The sequence below is a fragment of the Candidatus Palauibacter sp. genome (assembly GCF_965237495.1).
Lineage (GTDB): Bacteria > Gemmatimonadota > Gemmatimonadetes > Palauibacterales > Palauibacteraceae > Palauibacter.
Map to the genome: position 1 here is coordinate 2,370,646 of NZ_OZ250143.1, position 25,246 is coordinate 2,395,891.

The 25,246-nt window shown below is 66.6% G+C and carries 21 protein-coding genes; 12 read left to right on the plus strand and 9 right to left on the minus strand.

What is annotated here, in order from left to right; all coding sequences use genetic code 11:
- Positions 1–9: 9 nt before the first annotated feature.
- Positions 10–990 carry a tripartite tricarboxylate transporter substrate binding protein gene (locus ACPXY0_RS10405; protein WP_423924469.1) on the minus strand — a complete coding sequence of 327 codons (981 nt, stop codon included), beginning with the start codon at positions 988–990 and terminating at the stop codon, positions 10–12.
- Between the two features lie 136 nt (positions 991–1,126).
- On the opposite strand from ACPXY0_RS10405, the gene ACPXY0_RS10410 reads away from it, so the two are divergent.
- From ACPXY0_RS10410 to ACPXY0_RS10425, 4 genes are all read left to right on the plus strand, one after another.
- Positions 1,127–1,402, plus strand: a complete 276-nt coding sequence (locus ACPXY0_RS10410; RefSeq protein WP_423930656.1) for a type II toxin-antitoxin system Phd/YefM family antitoxin — start codon at positions 1,127–1,129, stop codon at positions 1,400–1,402.
- A complete protein-coding gene (locus ACPXY0_RS10415) occupies positions 1,399–1,782 on the plus strand; it encodes a PIN domain-containing protein (protein WP_423924470.1) in 384 nt (127 codons plus the stop codon). The genes ACPXY0_RS10410 and ACPXY0_RS10415 overlap by 4 nt, the downstream gene beginning before the upstream one ends.
- 87 nt (positions 1,783–1,869) lie before the next feature.
- Entirely contained in the window at positions 1,870–2,700 is an 831-nt protein-coding gene (locus ACPXY0_RS10420) for an MBL fold metallo-hydrolase (protein ID WP_423924471.1), read from the plus strand.
- 7 nt (positions 2,701–2,707) lie between these two features.
- The gene (locus ACPXY0_RS10425; protein ID WP_423924472.1) at positions 2,708–3,448 is read left to right on the plus strand and encodes an MBL fold metallo-hydrolase; all 741 of its coding nucleotides are present in this window, start codon (positions 2,708–2,710) and stop codon (positions 3,446–3,448) included.
- Between the two features lie 39 nt (positions 3,449–3,487).
- On the opposite strand, the gene ACPXY0_RS10430 is transcribed toward ACPXY0_RS10425, so the two are convergent.
- The gene (locus ACPXY0_RS10430) at positions 3,488–3,760 is read right to left on the minus strand and encodes a type II toxin-antitoxin system HicB family antitoxin (RefSeq protein ID WP_423924473.1); all 273 of its coding nucleotides are present in this window, start codon (positions 3,758–3,760) and stop codon (positions 3,488–3,490) included.
- Between the two features lie 505 nt (positions 3,761–4,265).
- On the opposite strand from ACPXY0_RS10430, the gene ACPXY0_RS10435 reads away from it, so the two are divergent.
- The 6 genes from ACPXY0_RS10435 to ACPXY0_RS10460 all read left to right on the plus strand — a co-directional run bounded on the left by ACPXY0_RS10435 (position 4,266) and on the right by ACPXY0_RS10460 (position 14,070).
- The gene (locus ACPXY0_RS10435) at positions 4,266–4,964 is read left to right on the plus strand and encodes a hypothetical protein (RefSeq protein WP_423924474.1); all 699 of its coding nucleotides are present in this window, start codon (positions 4,266–4,268) and stop codon (positions 4,962–4,964) included.
- A gap of 85 nt (positions 4,965–5,049) precedes the next feature.
- Positions 5,050–6,078: a hypothetical protein gene (locus ACPXY0_RS10440; RefSeq protein ID WP_423924475.1), complete on the plus strand. Its 1,029-nt coding sequence runs from the start codon at positions 5,050–5,052 to the stop codon at positions 6,076–6,078.
- A gap of 570 nt (positions 6,079–6,648) precedes the next feature.
- Complete coding sequence (locus ACPXY0_RS10445) at positions 6,649–9,849, plus strand: BPTD_3080 family restriction endonuclease (protein ID WP_423924476.1); 3,201 nt, start codon at positions 6,649–6,651, stop codon at positions 9,847–9,849.
- Positions 9,846–10,217, plus strand: a complete 372-nt coding sequence (locus ACPXY0_RS10450; RefSeq protein ID WP_423924477.1) for a type II toxin-antitoxin system VapC family toxin — start codon at positions 9,846–9,848, stop codon at positions 10,215–10,217. The genes ACPXY0_RS10445 and ACPXY0_RS10450 overlap by 4 nt, the downstream gene beginning before the upstream one ends.
- Before the next feature lie 11 nt (positions 10,218–10,228).
- Positions 10,229–13,003 (plus strand): site-specific DNA-methyltransferase, encoded by a 2,775-nt coding sequence (locus ACPXY0_RS10455; RefSeq protein WP_423924478.1) that lies wholly within the window; start codon positions 10,229–10,231, stop codon positions 13,001–13,003.
- Positions 13,004–13,242: 239 nt separating this feature from the next.
- Positions 13,243–14,070 (plus strand): DUF5677 domain-containing protein, encoded by an 828-nt coding sequence (locus ACPXY0_RS10460; protein WP_423924479.1) that lies wholly within the window; start codon positions 13,243–13,245, stop codon positions 14,068–14,070.
- Between the two features lie 36 nt (positions 14,071–14,106).
- Here ACPXY0_RS10460 and ACPXY0_RS10465 read toward each other — a convergent pair whose 3' ends face one another.
- A complete protein-coding gene (locus ACPXY0_RS10465; RefSeq protein ID WP_423924480.1) occupies positions 14,107–14,979 on the minus strand; it encodes an ATP-binding protein in 873 nt (290 codons plus the stop codon).
- Between the two features lie 171 nt (positions 14,980–15,150).
- Here ACPXY0_RS10465 and ACPXY0_RS10470 point away from each other — a divergent pair, with 171 nt between their 5' ends.
- Complete coding sequence (locus ACPXY0_RS10470) at positions 15,151–15,498, plus strand: hypothetical protein (protein WP_423924481.1); 348 nt, start codon at positions 15,151–15,153, stop codon at positions 15,496–15,498.
- A gap of 155 nt (positions 15,499–15,653) precedes the next feature.
- On the plus strand, positions 15,654–19,850 hold the full coding sequence (locus tag ACPXY0_RS10475; RefSeq protein ID WP_423924482.1) for an SNF2-related protein: 4,197 nt from the start codon (positions 15,654–15,656) through the stop codon (positions 19,848–19,850).
- On the opposite strand, the gene ACPXY0_RS10480 is transcribed toward ACPXY0_RS10475, so the two are convergent.
- From ACPXY0_RS10480 to ACPXY0_RS10505, 6 genes are all read right to left on the minus strand, one after another.
- A complete protein-coding gene (locus tag ACPXY0_RS10480; protein WP_423924483.1) occupies positions 19,834–21,105 on the minus strand; it encodes a hypothetical protein in 1,272 nt (423 codons plus the stop codon). The two genes, ACPXY0_RS10475 and ACPXY0_RS10480, sit on opposite strands and share 17 nt — an antisense overlap.
- 2 nt (positions 21,106–21,107) lie before the next feature.
- Positions 21,108–22,307, minus strand: a complete 1,200-nt coding sequence (locus ACPXY0_RS10485; protein WP_423930658.1) for an ATP-binding protein — start codon at positions 22,305–22,307, stop codon at positions 21,108–21,110.
- Between the two features lie 86 nt (positions 22,308–22,393).
- The gene (locus ACPXY0_RS10490; protein WP_423924484.1) at positions 22,394–23,017 is read right to left on the minus strand and encodes a hypothetical protein; all 624 of its coding nucleotides are present in this window, start codon (positions 23,015–23,017) and stop codon (positions 22,394–22,396) included.
- On the minus strand, positions 23,014–23,229 hold the full coding sequence (locus ACPXY0_RS10495; RefSeq protein WP_419941035.1) for a hypothetical protein: 216 nt from the start codon (positions 23,227–23,229) through the stop codon (positions 23,014–23,016). The genes ACPXY0_RS10490 and ACPXY0_RS10495 overlap by 4 nt, the downstream gene beginning before the upstream one ends.
- A gap of 157 nt (positions 23,230–23,386) precedes the next feature.
- Positions 23,387–24,028, minus strand: a complete 642-nt coding sequence (locus ACPXY0_RS10500) for a DsbA family protein (protein WP_423924485.1) — start codon at positions 24,026–24,028, stop codon at positions 23,387–23,389.
- Positions 24,025–25,212, minus strand: a complete 1,188-nt coding sequence (locus tag ACPXY0_RS10505) for a hypothetical protein (RefSeq protein ID WP_423924486.1) — start codon at positions 25,210–25,212, stop codon at positions 24,025–24,027. Before ACPXY0_RS10505 ends, ACPXY0_RS10500 begins: the two co-directional genes overlap by 4 nt.
- Positions 25,213–25,246 lie beyond the last annotated feature (34 nt).

Below are 25,246 nucleotides of genomic sequence, written 5' to 3' on the forward strand. Positions count from 1 at the left end.
TACGCAGCGCTACTCATGGAGGAGCCCCAGCCGCCTCAGCAGGTCCCGGCTCGTCGTCACCTCCTCCGCCATCCAGACCGCGAACGCGTCCGCGTCCTCCATCGTCGCGTATTCCAGCGCGGCCCGCTCCATGTATTCGCGGAACCCCGGATCCTCGATCGCGGCCAGCAGCCGCACGCGAAGGTCGGCGCGGGCTTCCGGCGCCAGCCCCGGCGGTCCGACGACACCCCGCCAGTGAACCGGCGCCAGGTCGTAGCCCTGCTCCGCGTAGCTCGGCGTGTCCGGCAACGCCTCCACGGGAAGCGCGACCCCCAGCACCCGCATCGTCCCCGCGCGCAGGTGCTCGCGCACGATGTTGTAGTTCGTGTGGGCCGCGTCCGTGTGGCCGCCGAGCGCCGCCACCACCGCGTCGGCGGACCCCTCGTAGGCAATCCAGCGGACGTCCGGGTCTCCCGCCATGGACCGCAAGCGGGCGAAGCCGAGGAAGTGGGCCGACGCCGCCCCGAACCCCGACATCGAGACTTCGCCCGGCCGCGCGTGGGCCGCCTCGAACAGGTCTCCGAGCGTGCGGAAGGGGCTGTCGTCCCGCACCGCGATCAGGAAGGGGTCGATCTGGATGCGGAGGATGGGGGTGAAGTCCTCCGGCGCGAAGGGGATCCGCCCCGTGGCCATGTTCACGGTCCCGCTCGCCGTGAATACGCCGAGCACGTGGGGGTCCCCTTCCCGGCCCTGCATGTATTGCATGCCGGCGGCGCCCGCCCCGCCCTGCCGGGTCATGACGGTCACGCGCTGCCCCTCGAAGTGCGGCGGCGCGGCCTCGGCCAGGGCCCGCGAGAGGAGGTCGGTCGGCCCGCCCGGCGTCGCCCACGACACGATCTCGATCGGACGGCTCGGGAACGCCGCCTCTTCCCCGGGCGGCGAGCAGCCGGCGGCCACAATGGCCACAGCGGTCAAGCACGGCGTCCGCACGATCGCTTTCGCGGCGACCATGCGTTGACGTCGGGATGACGGACGAGACGATCCCTTGGTATCCATGGGAGGAATCTGCGGTCTCCGTCTGGAACGGGCCACGGCGGGGGACTCGAAGCCGATTGAAAAGACTGGTCTGACTAGTTATGTTCGACCGATGCGACTTCTCTACTCGACCTATGAGGCGAAGGCCCGTTTCTCTGAAGTGTTACGTCACGTCCGGGAGGGCAGAACCGTGACCATATCCTACCGGGGAGAGCCGGTGGCCGAGATCCGTCCGCTCAGGCACAGGACCACGAATCTCGAGGAACGTCTGGCGGAGCTGGAGCGGCGAGGGGTCCTTACGCCCCGTCCGAGGCACCGGGAGCCACTGACGCCCGGTGCGCCGGTTCCGGGCGCGCTGGAACGGTTCCTGGCCGACCGCGGAGAGTGAGCACGGCCTATGTGGACACGTCCGCGATCGTCTCGGTCGCTTTTGCCGAAGCGGGCTCGGACGAACTCGCCCGCCGATTGCAGGGGTTCCGGGATCTGATCTCATCCAACCTCCTGGAGGCAGAGTTGCGATCCGCGTGCGCCAGAGAGGGAAAGCCCTTTCGGGAGATCCTCGTTTCGGGTTTCCGCTGGATTCAGCCGAGCCGGCCTCTGTCGAGGGAGATGCGGGCCGCCCTCCGGGCCGGCTACCTGCGGGGCGCGGATCTCTGGCATGTGGCTTGTGCCCTGCACGTCGCGCCGAAGCCATCGGATGTCTCGTTCATCACCCTTGACGAACGACAGGCGCAGGTCGCTGCGGCGCTGAAGTTTCGCCTCCGTTAAGGTTGGCGGACATGCATCTTCCGGGCTGGTGGCGGCGGGCGGACGTTCCGTAGACTGCCGCGCATGGACGAGCCCGGAAGCGAGACGATGACGGCGCGAACCGGCGCCGGCTGGCGGCGTGATGTGTGGCCCGGCATCCACTGGATCCAGGAATGCGGCGGCCACCGGGCCGGAATCGCGCGGGCGGTGCTGGATAGCGGCGCGGACTGGTACACGCCCGGCCGCGAGCTTCACGTCCCGCAGAACGCGTACCTGCTCACGGGCGAACGGACCCTCCTCTGGGACACCCTCTCCCCGGCTTCGGGCCACATCCTGCTGCCGGCGCTGGAGCAACTGCTTGGAGACCGACCGCTCGACTATCTCGCCCTCTCTCATCCCGACATCCCCCACGCCGGGAACACGATGCAGGTGCTGCGGCGTTATCCGGGGTGCCAGTTGGTGGCGCCGGCCGCGGGCGAGACGCATGCGCTGTACCACCTCGACGACGCGATGAAGGTGGGCCCGGAGGACGAGATCGATCTCGGCGGGCTCCGGGTCCGCTTCCCCGAGGCGACGTTCCTCGATGCCGCGATCCACACCTGGATGAGCGAGGAGACGACCCGCACGCTGTTCACCGTCGACTGGATGGGGTTCCCGCACCAGGGCGGCGAGTGTCTGCGTCGGACCGACGAGATCGAGACGCCGGTGGACGTGGGACGCCTCGAGGAGTTCCACGGCCGCGTCATGTTCTGGTTCCAGTACGTGGACCCGCCCAAGGTCATCGCGGCGACGGACGACCTGGCGGCGCGTTTCGACGGCTACGGGTTCGCGCCGGCGCACGGCCTCCCGATCCCGGGCGCGGATGCGGCCCCCTGCTACGAGCGCATGAACGAGGTCGTGCGGCGGGTGTCCGCGAGCGGCCGAGGAGGCGTGCTGTGAGCGCCCCGTGAGCGCGATCGGGCTGGGCGGCGGGGTCTCGTGGGTGCACGAGTGCTTCGCCGAAGCGGACGGCCACATCCACGTCTCCGTCTACCTCGTCGACGCACCGGAGGGAGCGATTCTCATCGACTCCGGCTCCTTCCATCACCGGCAGCGTCTCTCGGACCGGATCAGCGACGCCACCGCGGGGCGCGGAGTGGGCGCGATCATCCTCTCCCACTCCGACTATCCCCACTCGGGGAACATCCCCGCCTTTCGCCGCGACTGGGGCGACTTCGAGATCGTCGCCTCCTGCGGCGACCCTGAACTCCAGGGACTCCCCTACGCGCGCCGCACCCGGATCGGCGACGTCACCGAGGTGCTTGGGCGACGCTTCGTCGTCCTCGATCCGCCGCTCGCCGACCGCAACCACACGACGTGGGTCTATGACGAGGCCTCGCGCACGCTGTTCGTGGCGGACGGTTTCGGGACGCTCCACGCCCCCGGCGCCTGCCACATCGACTGGGGACGGATCCCGGAGGACGGACGCGCGGAGGGCGTACACGAGTTCCACGCCCAGACGCTGCCCTGGCTGCGCTACGCCGACCCCGACCGCGTCATGGGCGCGCTGCATACGATGCTGGAGCGGCACCCGCCGGCCTGGATCGCGCCGATCCACGGCCCCCCGATCGCCGAGGCGGACGTGGGCCGCTACATGGCCGACCTCGACGCCGCCCTGGCCCGCATCGCCGCGGACCACCGCCGCTGACAACGCACGCGGAGGGACGGACAGATCCTGGGGCCCGGGTCAGGCCGGGGAGGGCGAGGACCGGGCGACGCGCCGGGCAGTCGCGCGCGAACCCGTGGGCTCGGGTACGGGGACGCCGTTATCGAGCATCGTCTCGATGAACAGGCGCTGCGCGCCACGCAACTCGATCCGGGCCTCCGCCTCGGTCCGCCCTTGGGCGATACACCCTTCGAGTTCCACGATGCGAGCAACGTGGAAGGCGCCGTGACGGCGCTCATCGCGCTTGATCTCAATCGTGTACGGCAGTGCCATGTATCGGTCAGACTCGCTCATCGCTGCGTCTCTCTCCTGGACCGGCGCACCGTGTGATTGCCGCCCTCCCGGCTCCCGAACCGGTGTATCTTGTAGTAACGCACCACCTCGCGTCTCCGGCAAGCGCCTTTCGAGCGCTCCAGCCGCTCCCGGAGCTTGCGCCGACGGGTCAAGGGGGTACGGCCGCTGTCGATCCCGCTCGTAGCCGTACCACTCCGTCGGATTTGCCGACCGTGGCCTATCGAGGCAGGGCGGTAAGCCCGGTCGGCCACGATGTGTCTTCCAGGGTTGCGCGGGAGATCATCCCGGTATCAACGACCGCAGGAGCAGTGGTGACCGACGACTACGCAGCCGGGTGCCGTAGTCGGAGCGAGACCCGCTCGCTCAACGCCTACTTCAGGGCGCCAGGCACCGGCAGCAGCCAGACAAGAAGGACTTGGCGACGGCAGCCCGACCGGTGTCCTCGGACAGGCCCGGGCTTCGGGGAATTGCCGTACTTGTACGGGCGGATCATCCATGACCATAGTTGCGGTACTCTACCAGTGGATGCACGAGTGTTTCGCCGGAGGGAGCGATCCTCATCGACTCCGGCTCCTTTCATCACCGGCAGCGTCTCTCCGACTGGATCAGCGACGCGACCGCATGGCGCGGGATCGGCGCCATCATCCTGTTCCACTCCGATTATCCCCACTCGGGGAACATCCCCACCTTCCGCCGCAATGGGGCGACTTCGAGATCGTCGCATCTTGCGGCGACCCCGCCTCCAGGGACTCCCATACGCCCGCCGCCCCGCATCGGCGACGTCACCGAGGTGCTGGGCCAGCGCTTTCACGTCCTCGATCCGCCGCTCGCCGACCGCAACCACACGATGTGGGTGTACGACGAGGTCTCGCGGACGCTGTCCGTGGCGGACGGGTTCGGGACGCTCCACGCCCCCGGCGCCTGCGACATCGACTGGGGACGGATCGCGGAGGGCGGACGTGCGGAAGGCGTGCACGTCCACGCCCAGACGCTGCCCTCGCTGCGCTACGCGGACCCGGCCCGCGTCATGGGCGCGCTGCACGCGATGCTGGAGCGGTACCCCCCTGCCTGGATCGCGCCGATCCACGGCCCGCCGATCGCCGAGGCCGACGTGGAATGCTACATGACCTACCTGGGCGAGGCCCTGACCCGCATCGCGCCTTCGTTTCCGCGATTCCTGCCCCGTTGGCGGCGAGCTTCGTAGCGCCCCATCTTCCGTCACGAATCAACCGAAACAGCCCAGCCCAGGCGAAGTAAGTCGGTAGGCTCTTCGGCTGTTGCTTGAATAGATGAACATACCCAGCGGGAAGAAGAAGAACCTCATGGATTCTGCAGGAAAGGAAAGGCTAGAGCTGATCAACACCGACTACCGGAGGGTTCAGGGTCGTGAACCCGAAGCGTTCTATTGCCCGATTCTGTATCGGGACGAGAACGTTGAATTGTGCAAGGCTCACGTCGTCAACGAGTCATTCCCCGAATCCGATCGGACATGGACCATCCAAAGAGCTGACGTCGACAGTTGGTTTGGTTCTATGTTCGAAGCCGATTTCGTCAGGCTGAAGTACCGGGAGAGGCTCAGGGTATTGGATGTCTTGGCGGACCCTGAGTTGACAAGGCAGCTCCGACCCAAGTTTGCTCTCGAGGGTGAAGAGGTGGGTCACTACGCTATCAACGGCCCTGTACCGGATCAGTTCTCGCCCGTCCTAGTCGACCATGAGTTCGAGCCCGTCGAACTGGTCCTTAAGCTGTCGCCCGAGGAGCTGTTGGCGGCTGAGGATAAGAAATGGGACGTCGCCTTTGAGCAGGACCTTCGACTACCTGCGTTGGTCGCGCTGCTGAAGGCGGCACACCTGACGCTCTTCCACCGAATGGGATACAAGTACGCGCTGTCGTCGGGCGGGCATTTCCTGGGTCGCAAGGTGTTGGGCGACTTTTTTGAACGGACGGTGGGACTGTCACGAACGGATGTTCTGCTTGAAGCACGGAATCACTTCAAAGAGTTTCGCAATCTTGTCCGCCCCATGGTATCGCCGGCGACGGATTTTGCCGGAACGGTGACGGATGGACTGTTCTACGTGTGCATGGATAGCGAGGGACCTTGGGCCATCGCAGTTTTCGTCCGAACCGGTCGGCACATGCACACGGTTCTCGTGCCTGTTTTTGACAAGGTGGAGCCGGCGGCGCGGTTCATCAGATTTCTCGAGCGGTCATCGGCGCGCTTTGAGGCGAGCCTTACGAGAGATATGGGCGAGCATTGGGAAATGTCGCCAACCCCCCGACAATTCGAATGGCCTGAAGCCAACTTCGACCAACTGTAACATCTGCCTCCAGGTTTCGGCGATCAGCACCGGACCGACTCGGAAGCTTAACGTGCCCAGGGTTCCTCGCAGATCCCCCGGGCCTCAGCCAGAATTCGCTGTTGCACCAACCCGTTCCATACCTAGTCGAAGCGCTCGCGCTGGAGAGGTCGCGGCCCGACCATTCGGCACCTGCGAGAGCGTGTGACGGGGGGCGCCAGCAGCTCCACTCCAACGGTCACGTTCAAGCCATCTGGGGCTAAGCAGTGCGTCCTGATGCTAACTTGGATGCGGCGGATTCCGCATGCTCATGTGCCCGCTGGGACATACTTGGCGCTCGTGCACTTGCTGATCTCGATCCCCTTCGATCTTCCGTCTTCCAGGTCGGCCGGCGAAGGGCGGGCAGATGCACGTGCTAAGAGTGTGATCGAGCCTCGGTGCCGAGACGGATCTCATCGTCTAGTTGCCCTGCCCGTGGAGCCGTGCGAGTCTTGCCGGGCGCAACGGGGCAAGCGCAAGCGGGGCTAGCAGCTGTCATGGCCTCGTACTGCACGGCTCGATGGTGGTTTCTCGGTTCTAGAACGGAGGCTGATGAGCAACTCCGAGGCCAAGGCTAAGGCCGATGGCGGGACGGCGGGGATAGGCGACGCCTCCTCGGTCGACCGTTTCTTCGAACGGCCGATCCTGAACTCGCCGTACCAGTACCCCTCGCGGCACTGGGAGCTGGACGCGGCCGGGCAGCCCACGCACAAGATCCTCAACTACCGGCGACCCGCTTCGTTCATCTCGCCGATTCCCAAGCCGAAGCAGCGGAAGGCCAAGAAGGGGCCGAAGGTCGAGCAGGTCGGGCTGGTGCTCGACGAGGGCAAGGGGCTCTCGACGGAGGAGCAGCAGTACCTGGCCGCCATCATCAACCGCGTGCGCGAGCGCGTGGACGAATGGCGGCTCATCCCTGATCCCGCGAATTGGCGCGTCACGCCCGAGACGGCGCGCCTGCTGCGCCACTGGCGGTCACACCGGTTCTCCAGCATCCGTCCCTTCTTCTGCCAGATCGAGGCGGTCGAGACGGCCATCTGGCTCGCGGAGGTCGCGCCTCACCGAAAGGCGGGCCGGGATCTTCTGAGGCACATGGAGGACGCCAGCGAGGAGGCCAACCGGAACCTCTCGCGGCTGGCGCTCAAGATGGCGACGGGCACGGGCAAGACCACGGTCATGGCCATGCTCATCGCTTGGCAGACGATCAACTGGGTTCGGAGGCCCCGGAGCCAGAGGTTCACGAAGGGCTTTCTCGTCGTCACGCCCGGGATCACGATCCGGGACCGGCTTCGGGTGATTCAGCCGAACGATCCGGACAGCTACTACAAGGACCGCGAGCTGGTGCCCGGCGACATGCTGCCCGATCTGATGCAGGCGAAGATCGTCATCACGAACTACCACGCCTTCAAGCACCGCGAGCGCATGAAGCTCGCCACGGGCAGCCGCGCCCTGCTCCAGGGACGGGGGCCCGCGCCCGACACGACCGAGAGCACCGGCCAGATGATCCGGCGGGTGATGCCCGAACTGATGGGCATGAAGCGGGTCATGGTCCTGAACGACGAAGCGCACCACTGCTACCGAGAGAAGCCTGGGGAGGACGACGAGGGACCGCTCAAGGGCGACGACAAGAAGGAGGCCAGGGAGAATACGGAGGCGGCGCGGCTATGGATCTCCGGCCTCGATTCCGTGCAGAGGAAACTCGGCATCAACCGCGTGATCGACCTCTCCGCCACCCCCTTCTTCCTGCGCGGGTCGGGCTACGCGGAGGGCACGCTCTTTCCGTGGACGATGAGCGATTTCTCTCTCATGGACGCGATCGAGTGCGGGATCGTGAAGCTGCCCCGAGTCCCGGTGGCGGACAACATCCCCGGAGCGGACATGCCCCGCTTCCGCAACCTGTGGGAGCACATAGGCCCGAAGATGCCGAAGAAGGGCCGCGGGAAGGCGGGGACGCTGGATCCGCTGAGTCTTCCGCTGGACCTGAAGTCCGCGCTGGACGCCCTCTACGGACACTACGAACGGACCTTCGAGGAATGGCGGAACGCGGGCATCAGCGTGCCGCCGTGCTTCATCATCGTGTGTAACAACACGTCGACGTCGAAGCTCGTGTACGACTACGTGTCGGGCTTCGAGCGCGCGACGGAGAACGGCGCGCCAACCGTGGAGAACGGGCGGCTGCGCCTGTTCCGGAACTTCGACGAGAACCACAAGCGGATTCCGCGACCCCGCACGCTCCTCATCGACAGCCGGCAGCTCGAATCCGGGGACGCACTCGACCTGAAGTTCCGCAAGATGGCGGCCGCGGAGATCGACCGCTTTCGCCGCGAGAGGATCGCCCGCACGGGCGACCGGCACGCTGGCGAGCACATCACCGACCAGGATCTTCTTCGCGAGGTCATGAACACCGTCGGGAAGCAAGACCGTCTCGGCGATTCGATCCGCTGCGTCGTCTCCGTCTCGATGCTGACCGAGGGCTGGGACGCAAACACCGTCACGCATGTGCTCGGGGTCCGTGCGTTCGGAACCCAATTGCTCTGCGAGCAGGCGGTCGGGCGCGCGCTGCGCCGACAGTCCTACGATCTGAACAAGAAGGGTTGTTTCGACGTAGAGTACGCCGACGTGCTCGGGATTCCGTTCGATTTCACGGCCAAGCCGGTCGTCGTGCGCCCGACGCCGCCCAAGGAGACGATCACCGTGCGCGCCGTACGACCCGAGCGTGACAAGCTCGAGATCCGCTTCCCGCGGGTCATCGGATACCGTGTGGAGCTGCCCGAGGAGAGGCTGACCGCCAACTTCACCGAGGACTCGATCCTCAGGTTGACGCCCGACCTCGTGGGACCGTCCGTTACAAAAAACGAGGGGATCGTGGGCAAGGGCGTGGACCTGACCCTAGAGCACCTCAACGGCCGACGCGCCACCGTGACCTATCACCTCACGAAGCACCTTCTTTACACGAAGTGGCGGGACGCGGGGGAGACGCCCAAGCTGCACCTGTTCGGGCAGCTCAAGCAGATCTCGCGGCGGTGGCTCGAGTCGTGCCTCGTCTGTACCGGCGATACCCATCCGGGCCAACTCCTGTACCGGGAGCTGGCGGACATCGCGTGCGAGCGCATCACGGCGGCCATCCTGAGATCGGAGGGAGGGCGGCACGTGAGAGCCCTGCTCGATCCGTACAACTCGGAGGGCTCCACGGCACACGTCCGCTTCGAGACGACGAAGACGCACCGCTACGAGACCGACCCGCGCCGCTGTCACGTCAACTGGGCCATCCTAGACAGCAGCTGGGAGGGCGAGTTCTGCCGCGTAGTAGAGGCGCACCCGAAGGTTCTGGCCTACGTCAAGAACCACAACCTCGGCCTCGACGTGCCATACCTGCACGGCTCGGAGAAGCGAACGTACATTCCCGACTTCATCGTCCGCCTCGATGACGGACGAGGCCCGGACGACCCCCTGTACCTCGTCGTGGAGATCAAGGGCTACAGAAGAGAGGACGCGAAGGACAAGAAAGCCACGATGGAGAACTACTGGGTGCCCGGCGTCAACCGGCACGACGGGCACGGCCGCTGGGCGTTCGCCGAGTTCCGCGACGTGCTGGAACTCGAGGCCGATCTCAATACCGTGATCGAGAACCGGTTCGACCACCTCGTGCGCGTTACGCTGGGCGATCCCCTGGCCATTGCTGCTGAAGGTCTTATTAAAGCGGGCGGTTCCGACCCCGACGCGGAGTACATTCCGCGGCGGCGGCCCTGGGGGTGATCCTCGTCGACACGAGCGTGTGGATCGACCACCTCCGGCGGCCCGACACTGCCCTGCTGCGGCTGATGGAGGCCCGGCGGATACGGATGCATCCCATGATCCTCGGCGAACTCGCGTGCGGCGGCATGGGGGATCGCGCCGAGCGCCTGCGCGAATGGCGCGGGCTTCCCCGGATCGAGAGCCTGGACCACGACGAGGTGGTCGACTGGATCGAATCCGAATCCCTGGCGGGTAAGGGCATCGGGTTTCTCGACGCCCACATCCTTCTCTCCGCCCTCTGCGGAAACGCGAAGCTCTGGACCCGAGACCGATCTCTCCGCTCCCTCGCTACGCACTTCGGTGCAGCTTTTCCCGAACCCGGCGCATAAGGGTCACACATATGGCGAAGAAACAGCCCAAGAAGGTTGAGTCCCTGACCCACCGCGCGGCGGAACGAAAGAACATCCCCACGGCCGAATACCGCGCCGTGATGGCCGACGACGAACGCAGTCCCGTCCAGGTCGCTTACGAGCGGCGAAACCGCGACCTCGACCCGCAACTCGTGTGGCGCGGGAAGGACCAGCAGGACCAGCAAGATCTCGTCGTCCAAGCGCCCCCGCTCTACATCCAAGATAAGGTGCATCCCAAGGTCCTCATCGACGACCTCGCCCGTCACTCGAAGGACGCGGCGCCCCCGGACGAGGTCATCGATCTCTTCGCCGACTTCAACGGCCTCCCCGAGACCGCCGCAAAGACCGACTTCTACCAGCACGGCGCGAATTGGTCAAACCGGATGATCTTGGGTGACAACCTCCAGGTGATGGCATCGCTCGCGGACCGCGAGGGGCTCCGAGGTAAGGTTCAGTGCATTTACTTCGATCCGCCGTACGGCATCAAGTTTAACTCCAACTTCCAGTGGTCCACGACGAGCCGGGACGTCAAGGACGGAAACCGCAACCACATCACGCGCGAGCCCGAACAGGTCAAAGCGTTCCGCGATACATGGCGCGACGGGATTCACTCGTATCTGAGCTATCTTCGGGACCGCCTGGCCATTGCTAAGGATCTACTCACAGAGAGCGGTTCCATCTTCGTGCAGATCGGAGACGAAAACGTCCATCGAGTACGCACGTTAATGGACGAAATCTTTGGTGATCGGAACTTCATTTCACTCATAACCTTCAAGAAGACACATTATCAAGAATCTGAAAGGATGTCGAATATAGCCGATTACCTGCTGGCCTACGCAAACGACATTGCAAACAACAAATACCGCAAGCTCTATACACCGGCCAACCTCTCCGATGTAGACTACAACAAGTACAGAAGAGCTTTTACGCCAACGGGTGCGAGACTCATCCCGAAGCATTGGCGGGACAATCCGCAGCTGATTGACCACAGCTGGCGTCCCTTTCGAAGTGACATCACGCTTACTCGACAAGGTGAGTCGGGCGATAACCAAGTACCTTGGCATGTGGAGGGGCGAGACTATTTCCCCGGTAAGGGTCGACATTGGCGAACCCACGCTATCGGCCGGGAGAGACTACTAAAGGCAGGGCGTGTTAACGCGGGTACTTCCCGACCATTTTATGTTGAAGGGTACGATGATTCGCCATCCACGAATGCAGCAAACATTTGGACGCAGGAATTGGCTGGGGCTCAGGGCAAAGTCTACGTCGTGCAAACAAACGAGCGAATCGTGGAACGCTGTATTCTAATGGCTACGGATCCAGGGGATCTCGTGCTTGACCCGACGTGCGGATCTGGCACCACCGCCTACGCGGCCGAAAAGTGGGGGCGCCGGTGGATTACAATCGATACGTCACGAGTAGCGCTCGCTCTTGCCCGCTCCCGCGTAATGGGCGCTCGCTATCCTTACTACATGCTCGCGGATAGCGTGGAGGGACGGCGGAAGGAGGTCGAGGTCACGCAAGCCCCCCAATCCGATGTACGAGTTCACGGCGATGTGCGTCAGGGGTTTGTCTACGAACGAGTTCCGCATATCACGTTGAAGCTTATCGCAAACAACGCAGAAGTGGACGTGATCTGGGACGAGTTTCAAGAGGGACTGGAAGCGTGGCGGAAGAGGCTGAATGGACTACTAGGTGTATGTTGGGAGCACTGGGAGATCCATAAGGAGGCAGACGAAGAGTGGCCTGCTGAGGCTAAGACAGCGCACGCCGCATGGTGGAAGGAGCGTATCGCGCGGCAGGCACAGATTGACGCGTCCATCGCGGCTAAGGCGCCGTTCGAGTTCCTATACGATAAACCCTATGAGGATCGGCAAACAGTTAGGGTCGCCGGCCCCTTCACGGTCGAGAGCCTTTCACCCCACCAAGTGCTGAGCGTGGGCGTCGACGACGAACTGCTCGACCGGGCAGCTGAGAGGGGACCGGAATACGGCGAGAGGCAGGATTTCGCCTCCATGATCCTCGACCAACTCCGCAACGCCGGGGTGCAGCAGGCGCATAAGGAAGACCGGATCGAGTTTACGTCGCTGACGGGATGGCCGGGCGATTACGTCTGCGCGATGGGGCAATACACGGAGAAGAAACGAGTCCGACGTGCCGGAATCCTAATCGGACCCGAGTTTGGCACAATCTCGCAGCCTGACTTGGCGGCCGCCGCACGGGAAGCCGCGGATGCCGGCTTCGATGTTCTGATCGCATGTGCATTCAACTACGATGCCCAGTCGGCCAACTTCGCCAAGCTCGGCCGTGTACCGATCCTCAAGGCGCGCATGAACGCCGACCTCCACATGGCGGAGGAACTCAAGAACACCGGCAAGGGCAACCTCTTCGTGATCTTCGGTGAGCCCGACATCGACATCCGGAGCGTGGACGACGGGCAGATCGAGGTGGAAATCAAGGGAGTCGACGTCTTCCATCCAAGCACCGGGGAGGTTCGCTCCGACGACACTGACGGAATCGCTTGCTGGTTCATCGACACGGACTACAACGAGGAGAGCTTCTTCGTGCGCCACGCATACTTCCTCGGCGCGAACGATCCCTACAAGGCGCTCAAGACCACGCTAAAGGCGGAGATCGACCCGGATGCGTGGGCCACCCTGCGCAGCAACGTCTCTCGCCCGTTCCCCAGACCCGAGTCCGGCCGCATCGCCGTCAAGGTCATCAACCACCTCGGCGACGAGGTCATGAAGGTCTTCCGGGTATGATCCGTCTGAAGGGATTCGTGCATTCGTTCCGTGAGTCGAGGTTTCCCGACTTCCTCCGGCGATGGCGATGTCGGGCCTTGTGTTGGCACGCCACTGAGACTGACATCCACACGCCAGCAGCGGTGGAGACCTCAGACGGTGTGCTGCGCGGGATCTTCTCTGGAAAGGCATGTCAGCGCAATCTGTTTGCTCGTGAGTGTCCAGCGTCTCTTGAGGGTCCTCCCGAAGCCTGGGAGTTCGTGCGGATCGTAATCGATCACGGCTGCTGTATCTTCGAGAAGCTGGATTCTTACCGGCAAGAACTGGGGCTGCGGGATTTGGTTGTCCAAGCTCTGTTCCGCCGGATTCTGATCACGGGCGAGGCCGTCAGGTCCCTCCTTTCGCGAGGCTTGGAGGAGCCAGCGTTTGCCACCTCTCGCACTTTTCAAGAGTTGGAACGAGATTTCCGGTTGGTGATTGCGGATTCTTCCGACACCAGAGCCCGCCGACTTGCCGCGTTTCTCCCAGTGAAGGGCCGCCGCAACTTTGACAAGGCACCCAAGAATCCCGACACTCTCAAGTTCATTCAGGGCAATACAGCCTTCTTCGGATGGTTCAGAGAAAGGAGTCGCTCTTTCCGCGAATGGCTCGAGTCGGAGGCCTTCCGCGATGTTGCTGAAGAGTTGAAGCAAGGGCCGACGCTTGGGCACGGCTTTGCCAACCAAGAAGAAGCCTTCAAGGAAGCCGGGATGGCCAACGCGTACTATCTGGAGTATGGAGGGAGTTCGCTCTTCGTGCACGGCAACCACGTAGAGCACGATTTCGCAGACGCCAACGACACTGTGATTCGACTGAAGGCCTTCGCGCAACGGGACCCGGAAGAGACGCTCCCTCAGCTCGGTCGACTGACGCTGGCGCTAGTCGACCTCTACAGGTTGATCTGGGAAGACCGGGACAAGCCGGAGTACCAAGAGCCCGTGAGGTTCGAAGATGAGAACTGTCAAACCTGCGAGATGGACGTGCTGGTTGCGCTGACGGCTCGCGCGATCAGCATCTTTCCGAACCCGGTACCGCCGGACTCAACGTAGCAGTCGAGGCGCGCATGAACCTCGCTTCGCGGACTGCTAGAACTCCAGGCAACCACTATCGGGCGCAGCTTTGTGCGAACTCTGCGCTCGCGGAGAGTACTGGCCGTAGAGCGTCAGGCGGAATACGCCGTCCTTCAGGATGATTACGGGAAGGGGAAGTGAGTTCGTCTTCATTTGGTGGAAGATGGTGGGGATGCCCGAGCCTTCGTCTCGCATGATTCCGGCGTCCGTGAGGACGCGGACCAGGAGGGGTTTGCGCGACGCGTGGACGGGACGCCCCCGGCGCAGGGCGTCGAGGGTCGCGGGTCGGAGGAGATCGCCCGGGTTCGAGATCTCCACCCGGTCGTCGTAGAGCCATATCTCGGTCTCGCGGGTCTCGACCTCGTAGTCGCGGTGAGCGATGGCGTTCACCAAAGCCTCCCGCCACACCGTCGCCGGGATGCCCGCGACGTGCGGGATGTCTGGACACGTCGGCGCGTGGGCGGACGAGGGGATACGGGAGGTTGCCCAACCCGCCGCGCGGCGGACCATCCACCAGCCCTCCTCAATCGCGCGGCCCAGCGGTGGATCGATGTGACCGATCCGGGTGGCGTTCCGCTCCCGCCCGTGGAGGCGCTCGTTCCCCTCCGCCCGGAACACGCGTATCCCTGCTGCCTCATGCCAACGGCGCGCCGGGCGGCGGGCGAAGAGAAGCAGAGCGGCGTTCGTGATTCTCCAGTCACCGGCATCCTTATCGATGAGCGCGTAGTATTCGAGCGCCTCGTGCACGGGCCGTTCTCCGGCGGGTGTGCGCCGTAGCAGTGACGCGGCCAACTCAAGGTCCAGATGCTCGATCCCCGCGTCCGGCTGGTACCGCTGCTCATAGCCGACCCACCGGGCTTGCTTCCGTTCGTTGATGGTTGCGGTCATTCGCGAAATATGGCCTTCGGTGGCACCCGGGCCAACCTTCCTCGGGTAAGAGACCACCGGATGAGGAAGCCCGAATGGTGCTGGTGCGGTGCGTGAAGTCCAAAGAGCGACTGGGAGTGGCTCCGGATCGCCACCAGCCTGGCAGATGGCCCAGCGTCTCCCGTGCGGCGCGTGATCGACGAAGGTTGCGGCGACGCGGGGGAACTTCGTCGCGATCTCCAGACGCGGGACGAGGACGGGCGCGCGCGCTTCCCCATGCTCCGCGGTCTGAAGGTCGGGCCGATGTGGATCCGGATCATGGCCAACCCGGATGGGGCCGTGATCGACCGCATCGAGACCATCACCGTCGCGGTGGATGTGCAGGTGCGGCGCGCGACGGAGAATCTGGGCGTCACAGCGGCCCTCGACCCGGCGCTCTGGTTCTTCGGCCGCCACGGGTGCGGCCACTGCGAGAGGGAGGGCGAGAAGGTGTCCTTCGGGCGCGCCTGCGATCACTGCGTGAGGTTCTCCCGGTCTTGAGAGGGCGGCCGGGACCGCCCGTCCGATGCGGGCGATCTCGACGAAAACGATTGCCACATGGCTGCCGGGTTTGCTCCGGAGGGTCGGTGGTGCGAGTGTTGCCCCCCGATGGCGTGACGGCGACCGATTCCGGCTACGGTGAATAGCGCACCCCGATGACCCCCGACCCTTCAGGCGAAACGCAGCGCTTCCTCGGCTTCGCCAGTCCCGAGGCGGACAGGCTCCCCGACGCCTACGAGAGGCTGTCGCCGCCGGGACGGCTCGTGGCCCAGGCGTACGGCGTAGTGAGTCCGTACGACCTCGGGCGGGGACGCGTGGCCAGCATCCTCTACCGCACGCGGGTCGCCGTGCGCGGCCGCACGTTCACGCAGACGGAGTTCATGGCGGCGGTCAAGGAGGTCCACGAGGCGGGGATCGTGTACCGGCCCGGGTCCAATACGGGGCTGTCGGCCGATCCGGCCTGGGCGCCCCGCCTGACGATCGCGGCGTTCGAGGACGGCAACCTGGCGCGGATCGAGGAGCAGTTCGCGCGGGAATCGGCCGGGCGGTCCCCGCGAGTGCCCGACGCCCCGGACATCATGCGGCTCCGCTGTCACGTGGTCGCGGGCCGCTTCGACGCGATCGCGCATGATCTGGAGGAGCCGGAGTACCGGGATTGGGGCTGGCTCGCCCACCCCGACGCGGGGCAGTTGATGTGGCGGCTCCCGCCGCCGTACGTGGACGAGGCTCTCGCCGGCTGGCTGGACTCGGCCATTGAGACGGCCGCTCCGGCGGACCTGGCCGTGAAGGCCTGGCGCGAGTGCTCGCGCGACCCGGCCCAACACGCCGCGGACATCGCGCTCATCCGGATCCTGGAGGGGCGGCCGGAGGATGCGCTCGCGGTGTTCGACGCGCTTCCCGCGGGGGCTCGCGACGGGAAGCCGGCGAGGACGGGGCGGGCGGCGACGCGCGCCCTGCTCGCGATGCTGCGCGGCGACGATGGCGAGGCGGCCCGCTGCATAACGGAGGCCGTCGCGGCGGAGAAGGCGGGCACGCGGAAGCGCAACGTCTTCCCGCCCCTGCGCGCCTTCACGCTGTCGCTTCTCGCGCTGGTGCGCTCCGACACGCCCGGCAACACGGCGGCGCTCGAACGCTTCCTGCGCATCGGCGCGAAGCAGGAGGCCCAGCCGCTCTTCGGGGAGTTCGTGGGCGATGCGGCCGCGGTACGGCGCGGAGAGGGCGCGTGGGTGGCGCCGGACGGCGCGGCGCCCTTCATCTTGCGGCTGTTCGAGGGTCTGCTGGGCTGTTGGGTGGGCGGCTTCGACGTGTTCAAGGAGGAGGAGCGGGCCCGCGCTCTCGTGGAGTTCGCGGTCCGGGCCGACACGAGCGGCTACAGGTGGCTGGCCGCGGAGTGTTTCGCGGTCCTGGACCGGATCGAACGTCTGCACGCCCGGGGCGGGGACGCCTGGCAGGCGATCACCGCGCGGGAGGCCGAGTTGCGGGCGGGTCTCGGCCCGGAGACCCTCGTCTCGCTGATCGAGCCCGCCGAGGACTGGGAGTACCCGCTGAGGGAAATCGAGAAGGTGGCCCGCGGCGTGCAGAAGGGCGGAACACCCAGGAAGCGGTCGAGTTCCGGCGCGCGCCGCCTGGTCTGGATACTGGGGACGGGCCACTTCGGAGACATCACCTTCCAGCCCCGACAGCAGGTGGCCGCCAAGAGCGGCAAATGGAGCAAGGGTCGGCCGGTGGCACTCAAGCGTCTCGCCGAGCAGGCGGGAGAGATGGACTTTCTCACCGAGCAGGACCGGGCGGTGGCGGCCGGGATTCGCCACTCCCGCAATCCTTGGAACGCGGGACCGGATCACTACCTGGGCATGGCCGGCGTCTACGCCCTGGCCGGTCACCCGCATCTGTTCAATCAGGACGGTGCCCAGGTCGACCTCATCCGCCGCGAACCGGAGCTTCTCGTCGAGGAGGAGGAGGGACGCCTACGCGTGCGGGTCGCCCCTCACCGAGAGCGCGGCGACGGCGACTATCGTTTCGCGCGGGCGGGGGAGACGCGCTACGAGGTGACCCGGTTCGGCGCGGCCCACAAGGAAATGATGGACGTCATCCCGCCGGAGGGCATCGAACTCCCGGTCGAGGCGAGGGACCGGCTCGTGGGCGCGGTCTCCGGTCTGGCCGGCGAGTTCCGCGTTCAGGGGACGATGGCGGCGGCGGGCGAGGCGCGGGTCACGGCCGACTCTGCGCCGTGGGTGCGGCTGGCGCCCCGGGGGGCGGGTCTGGCGGTGGACGTCGTGGTGGAGCCCGCCCCGGGATCGGCGGCCTACTTCACGCCCGGGACCGGCGGCACAAGCGTCTTTGCGCACCGAGACGGCGAGGCGGTGCGGGCCGAGCGCGATTTGGCGGCGGAAACCGCAGCCGCCCGGGAGCTCGTGGCCGCGTGTCCGATGTTGGCGGGACTGGACCCCGGATACGCGATGACGGTGTCCGGCGCGGCGGAGAGCCTGGATCTGGTGGAGCAGCTTGCGGCGGCGGAGGTTCGCTCGCTGTGGCCCGAGGGCGAGTCGTTCCGGATCGTCGCCCGCGCCGACACCCCATCGCTTCGCCTGTCCGTCAAGTCCGCCGGCGACTGGTTCCGGGCCTCGGGCAGGATCGACTTCGACGAGGAGCGCAGCTACGAGCTGCGGCGAATCTTCGAGATGATGGACCGGAGCCCGGGCTCGCGTTTTCTCGAACTGGAGGACGGCACCTATGTGGCTCTGACCGCCGCCTTCCGCCGTACGCTGGAAGACCTCCGCGTGCTTGCCGCCCCGGTTCGCCGCGGCGGTACGCTGCGGCTGCATCCGATGGCGGCTCCGGCGCTGGAGGACCTCGTGGAGGGGGCGAAGCTGACGGCCGACGCGGGGTGGCGAAGCCGGCTTCAGGGGTGGCGGGAGGCGCTGGCCGACGAGCCGGAGACGCCGGGCACGCTGCGCGGCGAGCTCCGCCCCTACCAGGTGGATGGCTTCCGGTGGCTCGCCCGCCTCGGCGACTTGGGGGCGGGGGCCTGCCTGGCCGACGACATGGGGCTGGGGAAGACCGTTCAGGCGCTCGCCGTCCTCCTGCGGCGCGCTCCGGACGGGCCGGCGCTCGTCGTGGTGCCCACGTCGGTCGTCGCCAACTGGCTTGACGAGGCGCGCCGCTTCGCCCCGACGCTGAACATCGCCACATACGACGGCCCGGCCGCCAGCAGGGCGCGGCGCCTGGAGGGCCTGGACGCCTTCGACCTCGTCGTGGCGACGTATGGCGTCCTGCAGGTTGATGCCGAGAAGCTGGCGGCGGTCGACTGGGGCACGGTCGTGCTCGATGAGGCCCAGGCGATCAAGAACCCGGCCACGAAGCGCGCCCGTGCGGCCCGCGGTCTGAAGGCGGGGTTCCGGCTCGTGACCACGGGCACCCCCATCCAGAACAACGTGATCGACCTGTTTTCTCTCTTCAGCTTCCTGAACCCGGGGATGCTGGGATCGCTGAACCGGTTCCGCCGCCACTTCGCCGTCCCCATCGAACGCGACGGCGATGCCGACGCCAGGGCGCGGCTGCGCCGTCTGACCGCCCCGTTCATCCTGCGACGCCTGAAGTCCGACGTGCTCGACGACCTCCCGCCGCGCACCGAGATCACGCACCATGTGGAGTTGTCGCCCGAGGAGGCCGCGCTCTATGAGGCGCTGCGGCAGCGTGCGCTGGAGGATCTCGCCGCCGGAGCCCGGGACGGCACCGTCGCGGAACGGGCGCGGATGCAGGTGCTCGCCCACCTGATGCGGCTGCGGCTGGCCTGCTGCAACCCGGCTCTCGTCGCGCCCGGCCACGCACCTGCGAGTTCGAAGATGAACGCCTTCGCCGAAATCCTGGCGGAGTTGCGCCGCAGCGGCCACAAGGTGCTCGTCTTCTCCCAGTTCGTCCGGCACCTCCGGCTGATCGAGGACCACCTGAAGCAGACCGGCGTCCCCTACCAGTACCTCGACGGAAGCACGCCGGCGAAATCGCGGGCAAAGCGGATCGCCGACTTCCAGGCGGGCCGCGGCGACGCGTTCCTGATCTCTACGCGGGCCGGAGGCGTGGGGCTAAACCTGACCGCGGCCGACTATGTGATCCACATGGACCCGTGGTGGAACCCGTCCGTTGAGGACCAGGCTTCCGACCGGGCGCACAGGATCGGCCAGACGCGACCCGTAACGATCTACCGCCTCGTCGCCAAGGGCACGATCGAGGAACAGATCGTCGACCTCCACAGCCGCAAGCGCGACCTCGCCGACCGCCTGCTCGAGGGGACGGACGCGCCCGCCCGCCTCGACGCCGATGAACTCGTCGAACTGCTCAGGCAGTCCATCTGACCGGCCGCGCCGTCGGGAAGATCGTGCGGTGGCTTGCGTCCTCCCCCGCCGTCGTCAACGACTGTGGACGCCGGCCTTCGTCCGCTCCCGGGCCTCGACGAGCCTGCACCACCGCCGCTGACAACGCACGCGGAGGTACGGACAGATCTTGGGGCGGGCACTCCTCGCCCTCGAAGGAGGGAGAGTAGAGTACGGCCCGCGGAACCAGGCCATCCTGGCGGAGGGCGTACAGGAAGGCGCCGTCACCCGTCCTCCAGAGGAACTCGTCGTGCACGGTGCGGGCGACCAGCGCGCCCGTGCGGGGGTCGATCACCTCGAGGACCGTGTCCATCAGCTTGTTGCCATCCAGGGCTCCGTCCTCCCAGCGCGCACCGGCGACCTCCGCCCATTCGCTGTCGGCCACCCAAGTCGCGATCCACAGCAGCCCCTCGTCGTACGCCAGGCTCCCGATGACCGATGGACCGGGCGCCTCGAGCGGGTAGCCCGGCTGCGGCGGACCGGGCGTGAACCAGTCGGGCGACCCCTCCAGCCTGATGTCCACGGCCGAGTCCTCGGGATCCCACGCTTCCACGACGTACTCGTTCGGCCGCGCCCGCCACACTCTGCCCTCCCCATCGGTCGTCATGGGGAAGAAGAAGAACTGCTGCAGCCATCGCTCGTGCGGGAGGTCGCCGACGTCCGCGAGCGTAACACCCTCCGCGTCGATCATCCTCGTAACGCCACCCGGAGTCCCGTCGGCCGAGCCGCCCCAACCCCCGACGATGAAGCCCGACCCGGAGGTCGCGGGGAGAAAGTTCATCCCCATCATGTCGCCGATTTGCGTTGCCCCCAGCAGCTCCCGGGTGGCTGACAGGCTCGTGATCCGCCGCGTCATGGGATCCAGAATCAGCACGCCTCCGTCGGGCGAGGGGCGAAGCCTGCCCATGCCGGGGGCGACGAACTCACCCGGCCCCTCCCCACTCCGGCCGAAGCTCTCCCGGTAACGACCCTCGGCGTCGTAGACCAACATCTCCGCACCGTTCTCGGGGGTGGCGAGGACGAAATCACCGGACCCGAGCCGCGTGATCCATGACGGGAGTCCGATGGTACCGGGATCGTCGATCTCTCCGAGGCGGGCTCGACGAGCCTGCGTCAGGGCCATTCCCCGGGATGGGGCGGATCGTGCATGACCATAGCTCCCGGTGGCGAAATAGTTCCGGATCACGATACGGGGCTGCTCGACAAGATTCATCGGCCCGCGCAGACAAGTGGGCATGGCTACGGCTCCCGCGCGGACCGCGTCCGCAGGCCGGCGAGAAGCTCGGCTATCTCCCGCACGCCGATCGCTTCGATCCCGGGGCCGAGGGGGAAGCGCTCGTTGCCTCCGTAGACGACGAAGGTGCGCTCCGGCTTCAGATCCTCCATCGCGCTCCGCAACCCCCGGCTCGAGCGTGGCGCGAGGCCTCGCTTCACTTCGACGGCCCACGGCTTCGTGAAGCCCGGAAGCTCCAGTACGAGGTCCATTTCCGCTCCTGCCGCCGTCCTGTAGAAGCTCGCCCCGGTGTCCGGCGGCGCGGCCGCGAGCAGGTTGTCGATCACGAAACCCTCCCAGCTGGTGCCCGACACGGGGTGTCCCGCGAGCGTATCGAAGTCGCCGATGCGGAGGAGCGCGTGCACGAGACCGCTGTCCCGCACGTAGACCTTGGGCGATTTGACGAGCCGCTTGCGGACGTTCGCCACGAACGGGGGAAGCCGCCGCAGGATGAACAGGCTCGTCAGCGTATCGATGTAGCGCCCCACCGTCGCCGTGTTGATCCCCAGGCTCCTGGCCAGTTCCGAGGCCCGCAGCAGCCCGCCCTGCCAGTGCGCGAGCATCGTCCACAATCGGCCGAGGGTCTCTGGCGGCAGGCGTCTCTGGACGAACTCCCCCACGTCGCGCTCCAGATAGGTGCGGATGAAGTTCCTCCGGAAGGCGAAGCTGTCTTCGTCGCTCCCGGCCAGGAGGCTGTCGGGCAGCCCTCCCCGGACCCAGAGGGACGTGGAGGTGGCGGCGCCGGGCGCCACCTCCAGCACGCCGAGAGGACCGAGGGACACGAACTCGATCCTGCCGGCGAGGCTCTCCCCGGCCTGCCTGAGCAACTCGACGGAGGCCGAGCCCAAAACGAGGAACCGGCCCGTCCGCCGTCCGCGGCGGCGGCCCCGGTCGATGAGGCCGCGAAGCTCCGGGAACAACGCGGGCACCCGGTGCACCTCGTCCAGGATCACGAGACGGTCTTCGTACTGATTCAGGAAGAACCCCGGATCGGACAGCTTGGCGCGGTCCGATCGGGTCTGCAGGTCGAGATAGACGGCATCCATCCGCCGGGCGATGTCGAGGGCCAGGGTGGTCTTCCCCACCTGCCGGACCCCGAGGAGAGCGACGGCCGCTTGGCGGCCTAGCGCCCGCTCTACGTCGTGCAGGGCGTTTCTCGGTATCAGCATCCTTGCAATTTGCAGTATATACTAATGGATTTGCAAGGATGTATGAGTCGAATGAACTGCTCAACGCCCTGACGCAGTCGACGTCACTCGCCGGCGCAAGGCCTCCAGCGGGGCAGTTGATTCCCCCCTCCGGACGGGTCCGTGGCGTCGGCGAGCGGGGTCGCGTATTCGGGGAGCCACATCCGCGTGGTCAGCTCCGCGGTAGCGGATCCCGGCGCGTCGGCCATGACGTGCATTTCGACGGCGGCGGCGAGCGGTGAGTCCAGGGGCCGCAGCGTCGCGCGCCGCCAGGTGAGGCGTCCGTTTTCCATCGTCGTGCAGCGGGGCTCCACGCCAAGATCCGCGGACAGGTCGGCGACCCTTGAGGACCACCAGCTTCCGGCCCTCTCCCGGGTCAGGTCGGTCTGGACGAGGTCGACATAGACGAGCCTCGACCGCGGGACCGGACCGTTCGCGCCCCACGAAGTGAAGCCGTAGTGCAGCCAATTGCCGTAGTAGGCATCCTCGATTGAACCTTCGTCCGGATCGATCACGATGTCGGGACGCGCGATGCGGAGATCGGCAAGCGTCATGCCGAGCTGAATCTCCTCGGTGGGAAATGGACTCGACTCCGGCCACTCGACCGGCGGCTCGCCGCAGCCCGCGAGGGAGCCGAGGATCGCGGCCGCCGGCACGACGACCACGGCCCTCGCCGTGTGGTCCCTCACAGAATTTCGATTTTCGGCTTGCACTTCGTCTTCTTCATGCACTTGTTGTATCTGCGGTCGCACGTCTCGCCGCTCCCGCACGCGTCCCACACTTCCAGGCATGCGCATGTGCATGCGTTGTAGTCGCATGTGGACGCCGCCTGGCCGGGCTGAACAAGGATGACCGTGGCCAGCAGGAGATTGAAACCCAGGAGTGCCCATCGTCGCTTCATCATCGTCCTCCCATTTTTCATTCGGGCGGCGCCGCTTCGAGCCCCACGCAACACGGGCCCGACCATGCGGGACGGTCCCTCCGTCCCCTGCCGCCCCGAGGTCCGCGCCATAATGGCCCGGCGCGTCAACCCGGTCTCAACAAGGAAGTCGGCGGGTTTACCGGCCGAGCAGGTTCTCGAGGTCGGCCTGCGACGCCTGTCCGACGATCCTCGCGTGGTCGGACGCGAAGGTCGGGGTACCTGTGACGAGCCAGCGGACGGCGAGCGCGGAGTCCCGGGCCAGGCGCTCGTCCGTCGCCGACGACTCCAGACAGCGAGCGAAACGCGTTCCCGCCGGAACGCCGGCCGCCTCGGCGGCGGCCTCCCAGTCCACCTCCGCCGCCTGCCAGTCCTCGTTCGTCATCAGGAAGTCGTGCATGCGCGCGAACGCGCCTCCAGCCTCCGCGCAGATGGCCGCCCGGGCCGCCTCCCTCGAGCGGTCCGAGAGCGGGACGTGCACCAACACGACCGTCGCCCGGCCGGCGGTCGCCCACCCGCTCACGGTCTGGTGCGAGGCCCGGCAGAAGGGACACTGGTAGTCGCTGAACTCGAAGATCACGGGCGCGCCGCCGCTCCCGAGCGTACTCCTCCTGCCGGAAGCGGCCTCCTCCCACTCCGCGCGATGGCGCGCCAGCACCTGCCGCTCGGCGTTCCACGCCCGGAGGCGGCTGCCCAGCACCCCCGCAGGCCGGAACGCGATGATGGCCAGGAGGAGGAAGCACACCCCGAGTCCGATGTCCTGGATCCCTGGCCGCTTCACGGCTCTCGCCTACCCCGGGCCGCCGCCGGGAGCGGCACGATCAGGACCTGCTCCACGTCGAACTCGTCTCGCACGATACCGACCGCCTCCAGTTCATCGGCCCACATCAGGTCGAACCCCGGGGGGAACTCGATGTCCCGGCCTCGGCTGCCCGGTCCCGCGTACACGCTCCACACGGACGGTTCATCCCGAACACGCGTGGAGTCCATTTCCGGCGGCCGGTAACCCCTCACCCAGACGCGTCCGTCGTGCCCGGCAACCACCTCGCCCAGGACCGGGAAGGAGTCGGGAAAGGGCAGGATGTCGAGGACCGCCGTCTGACCTTCCACCAGCGAGGGAGGCAGGGGACGGCTGTTCAACACTCGGCGACGCTCCGCGATCTCCCACGCTCGATGGGAGCCGGTCACCGGGAGCGGAGGGAGGGAGAACATGATCGGTTCCAGAGGGGTCCCCGTACCGGAGGCGCGCTCCACCCGAGCCCGCTCCGTCGACCCGAACAGGATGACCGAGTCCCGAGGGAGCACGAACTCCTCCGGCGAGAACGGTGCCCTCCCCTGCTGGTGGATGGAGGCTGCGTAACTGAAGTGCCGCCTGCCCAACGTCCGGGCGATCGGGTCGAAGCCCCCTCCCCCGGGCGACGTCAGGAAGATGAGCATCGTATCCGGATGCGATTCGCCGACTTCGTCCGGCTGGCGGTACGGTTTCTCGGCCGTCCACACGAGTCGCCCGTCGGCCAGGGCACCGTACAACTTCGGGTACCGCAGGCTGTCCTCCGGGAGACTCGGGGCCGCAATCCGACGCACGTCCCCATCGGCGTACGACCACACGGACGCCTCGTCTCTTCGTTCATCGAAGGCGAGGAGGGAATCGCCCCGATATTCGAACAGCGCCGTCAGGTCCCCGAACTCTTGCGGGCCGCGTCCGGTCCCGCCGCGCGCACGGCGCCACCCCCCATCGAGGCCAAAGGTGCGAATCGTCGCGTCGCCGCCGTTCGCCACGACCAGAATCCCGGCCCGCCGGTCCACGATGGCGCCCACGACATCATGGAAGTCCGTGTGCCCGTCTCCGGTCCAGCTTCCCAGACTCAGCCGCGGCAACCCCGCGCGCAGGGGCGCGGCGTCCGCCTCGGTCGTGGCTGAACCCCCGCGGTCGGGACTCCCCTCCAGACACGCCGCCAGTAGCACCGATGTCGCGAGGAGAACCCGGGGATGGCGTACA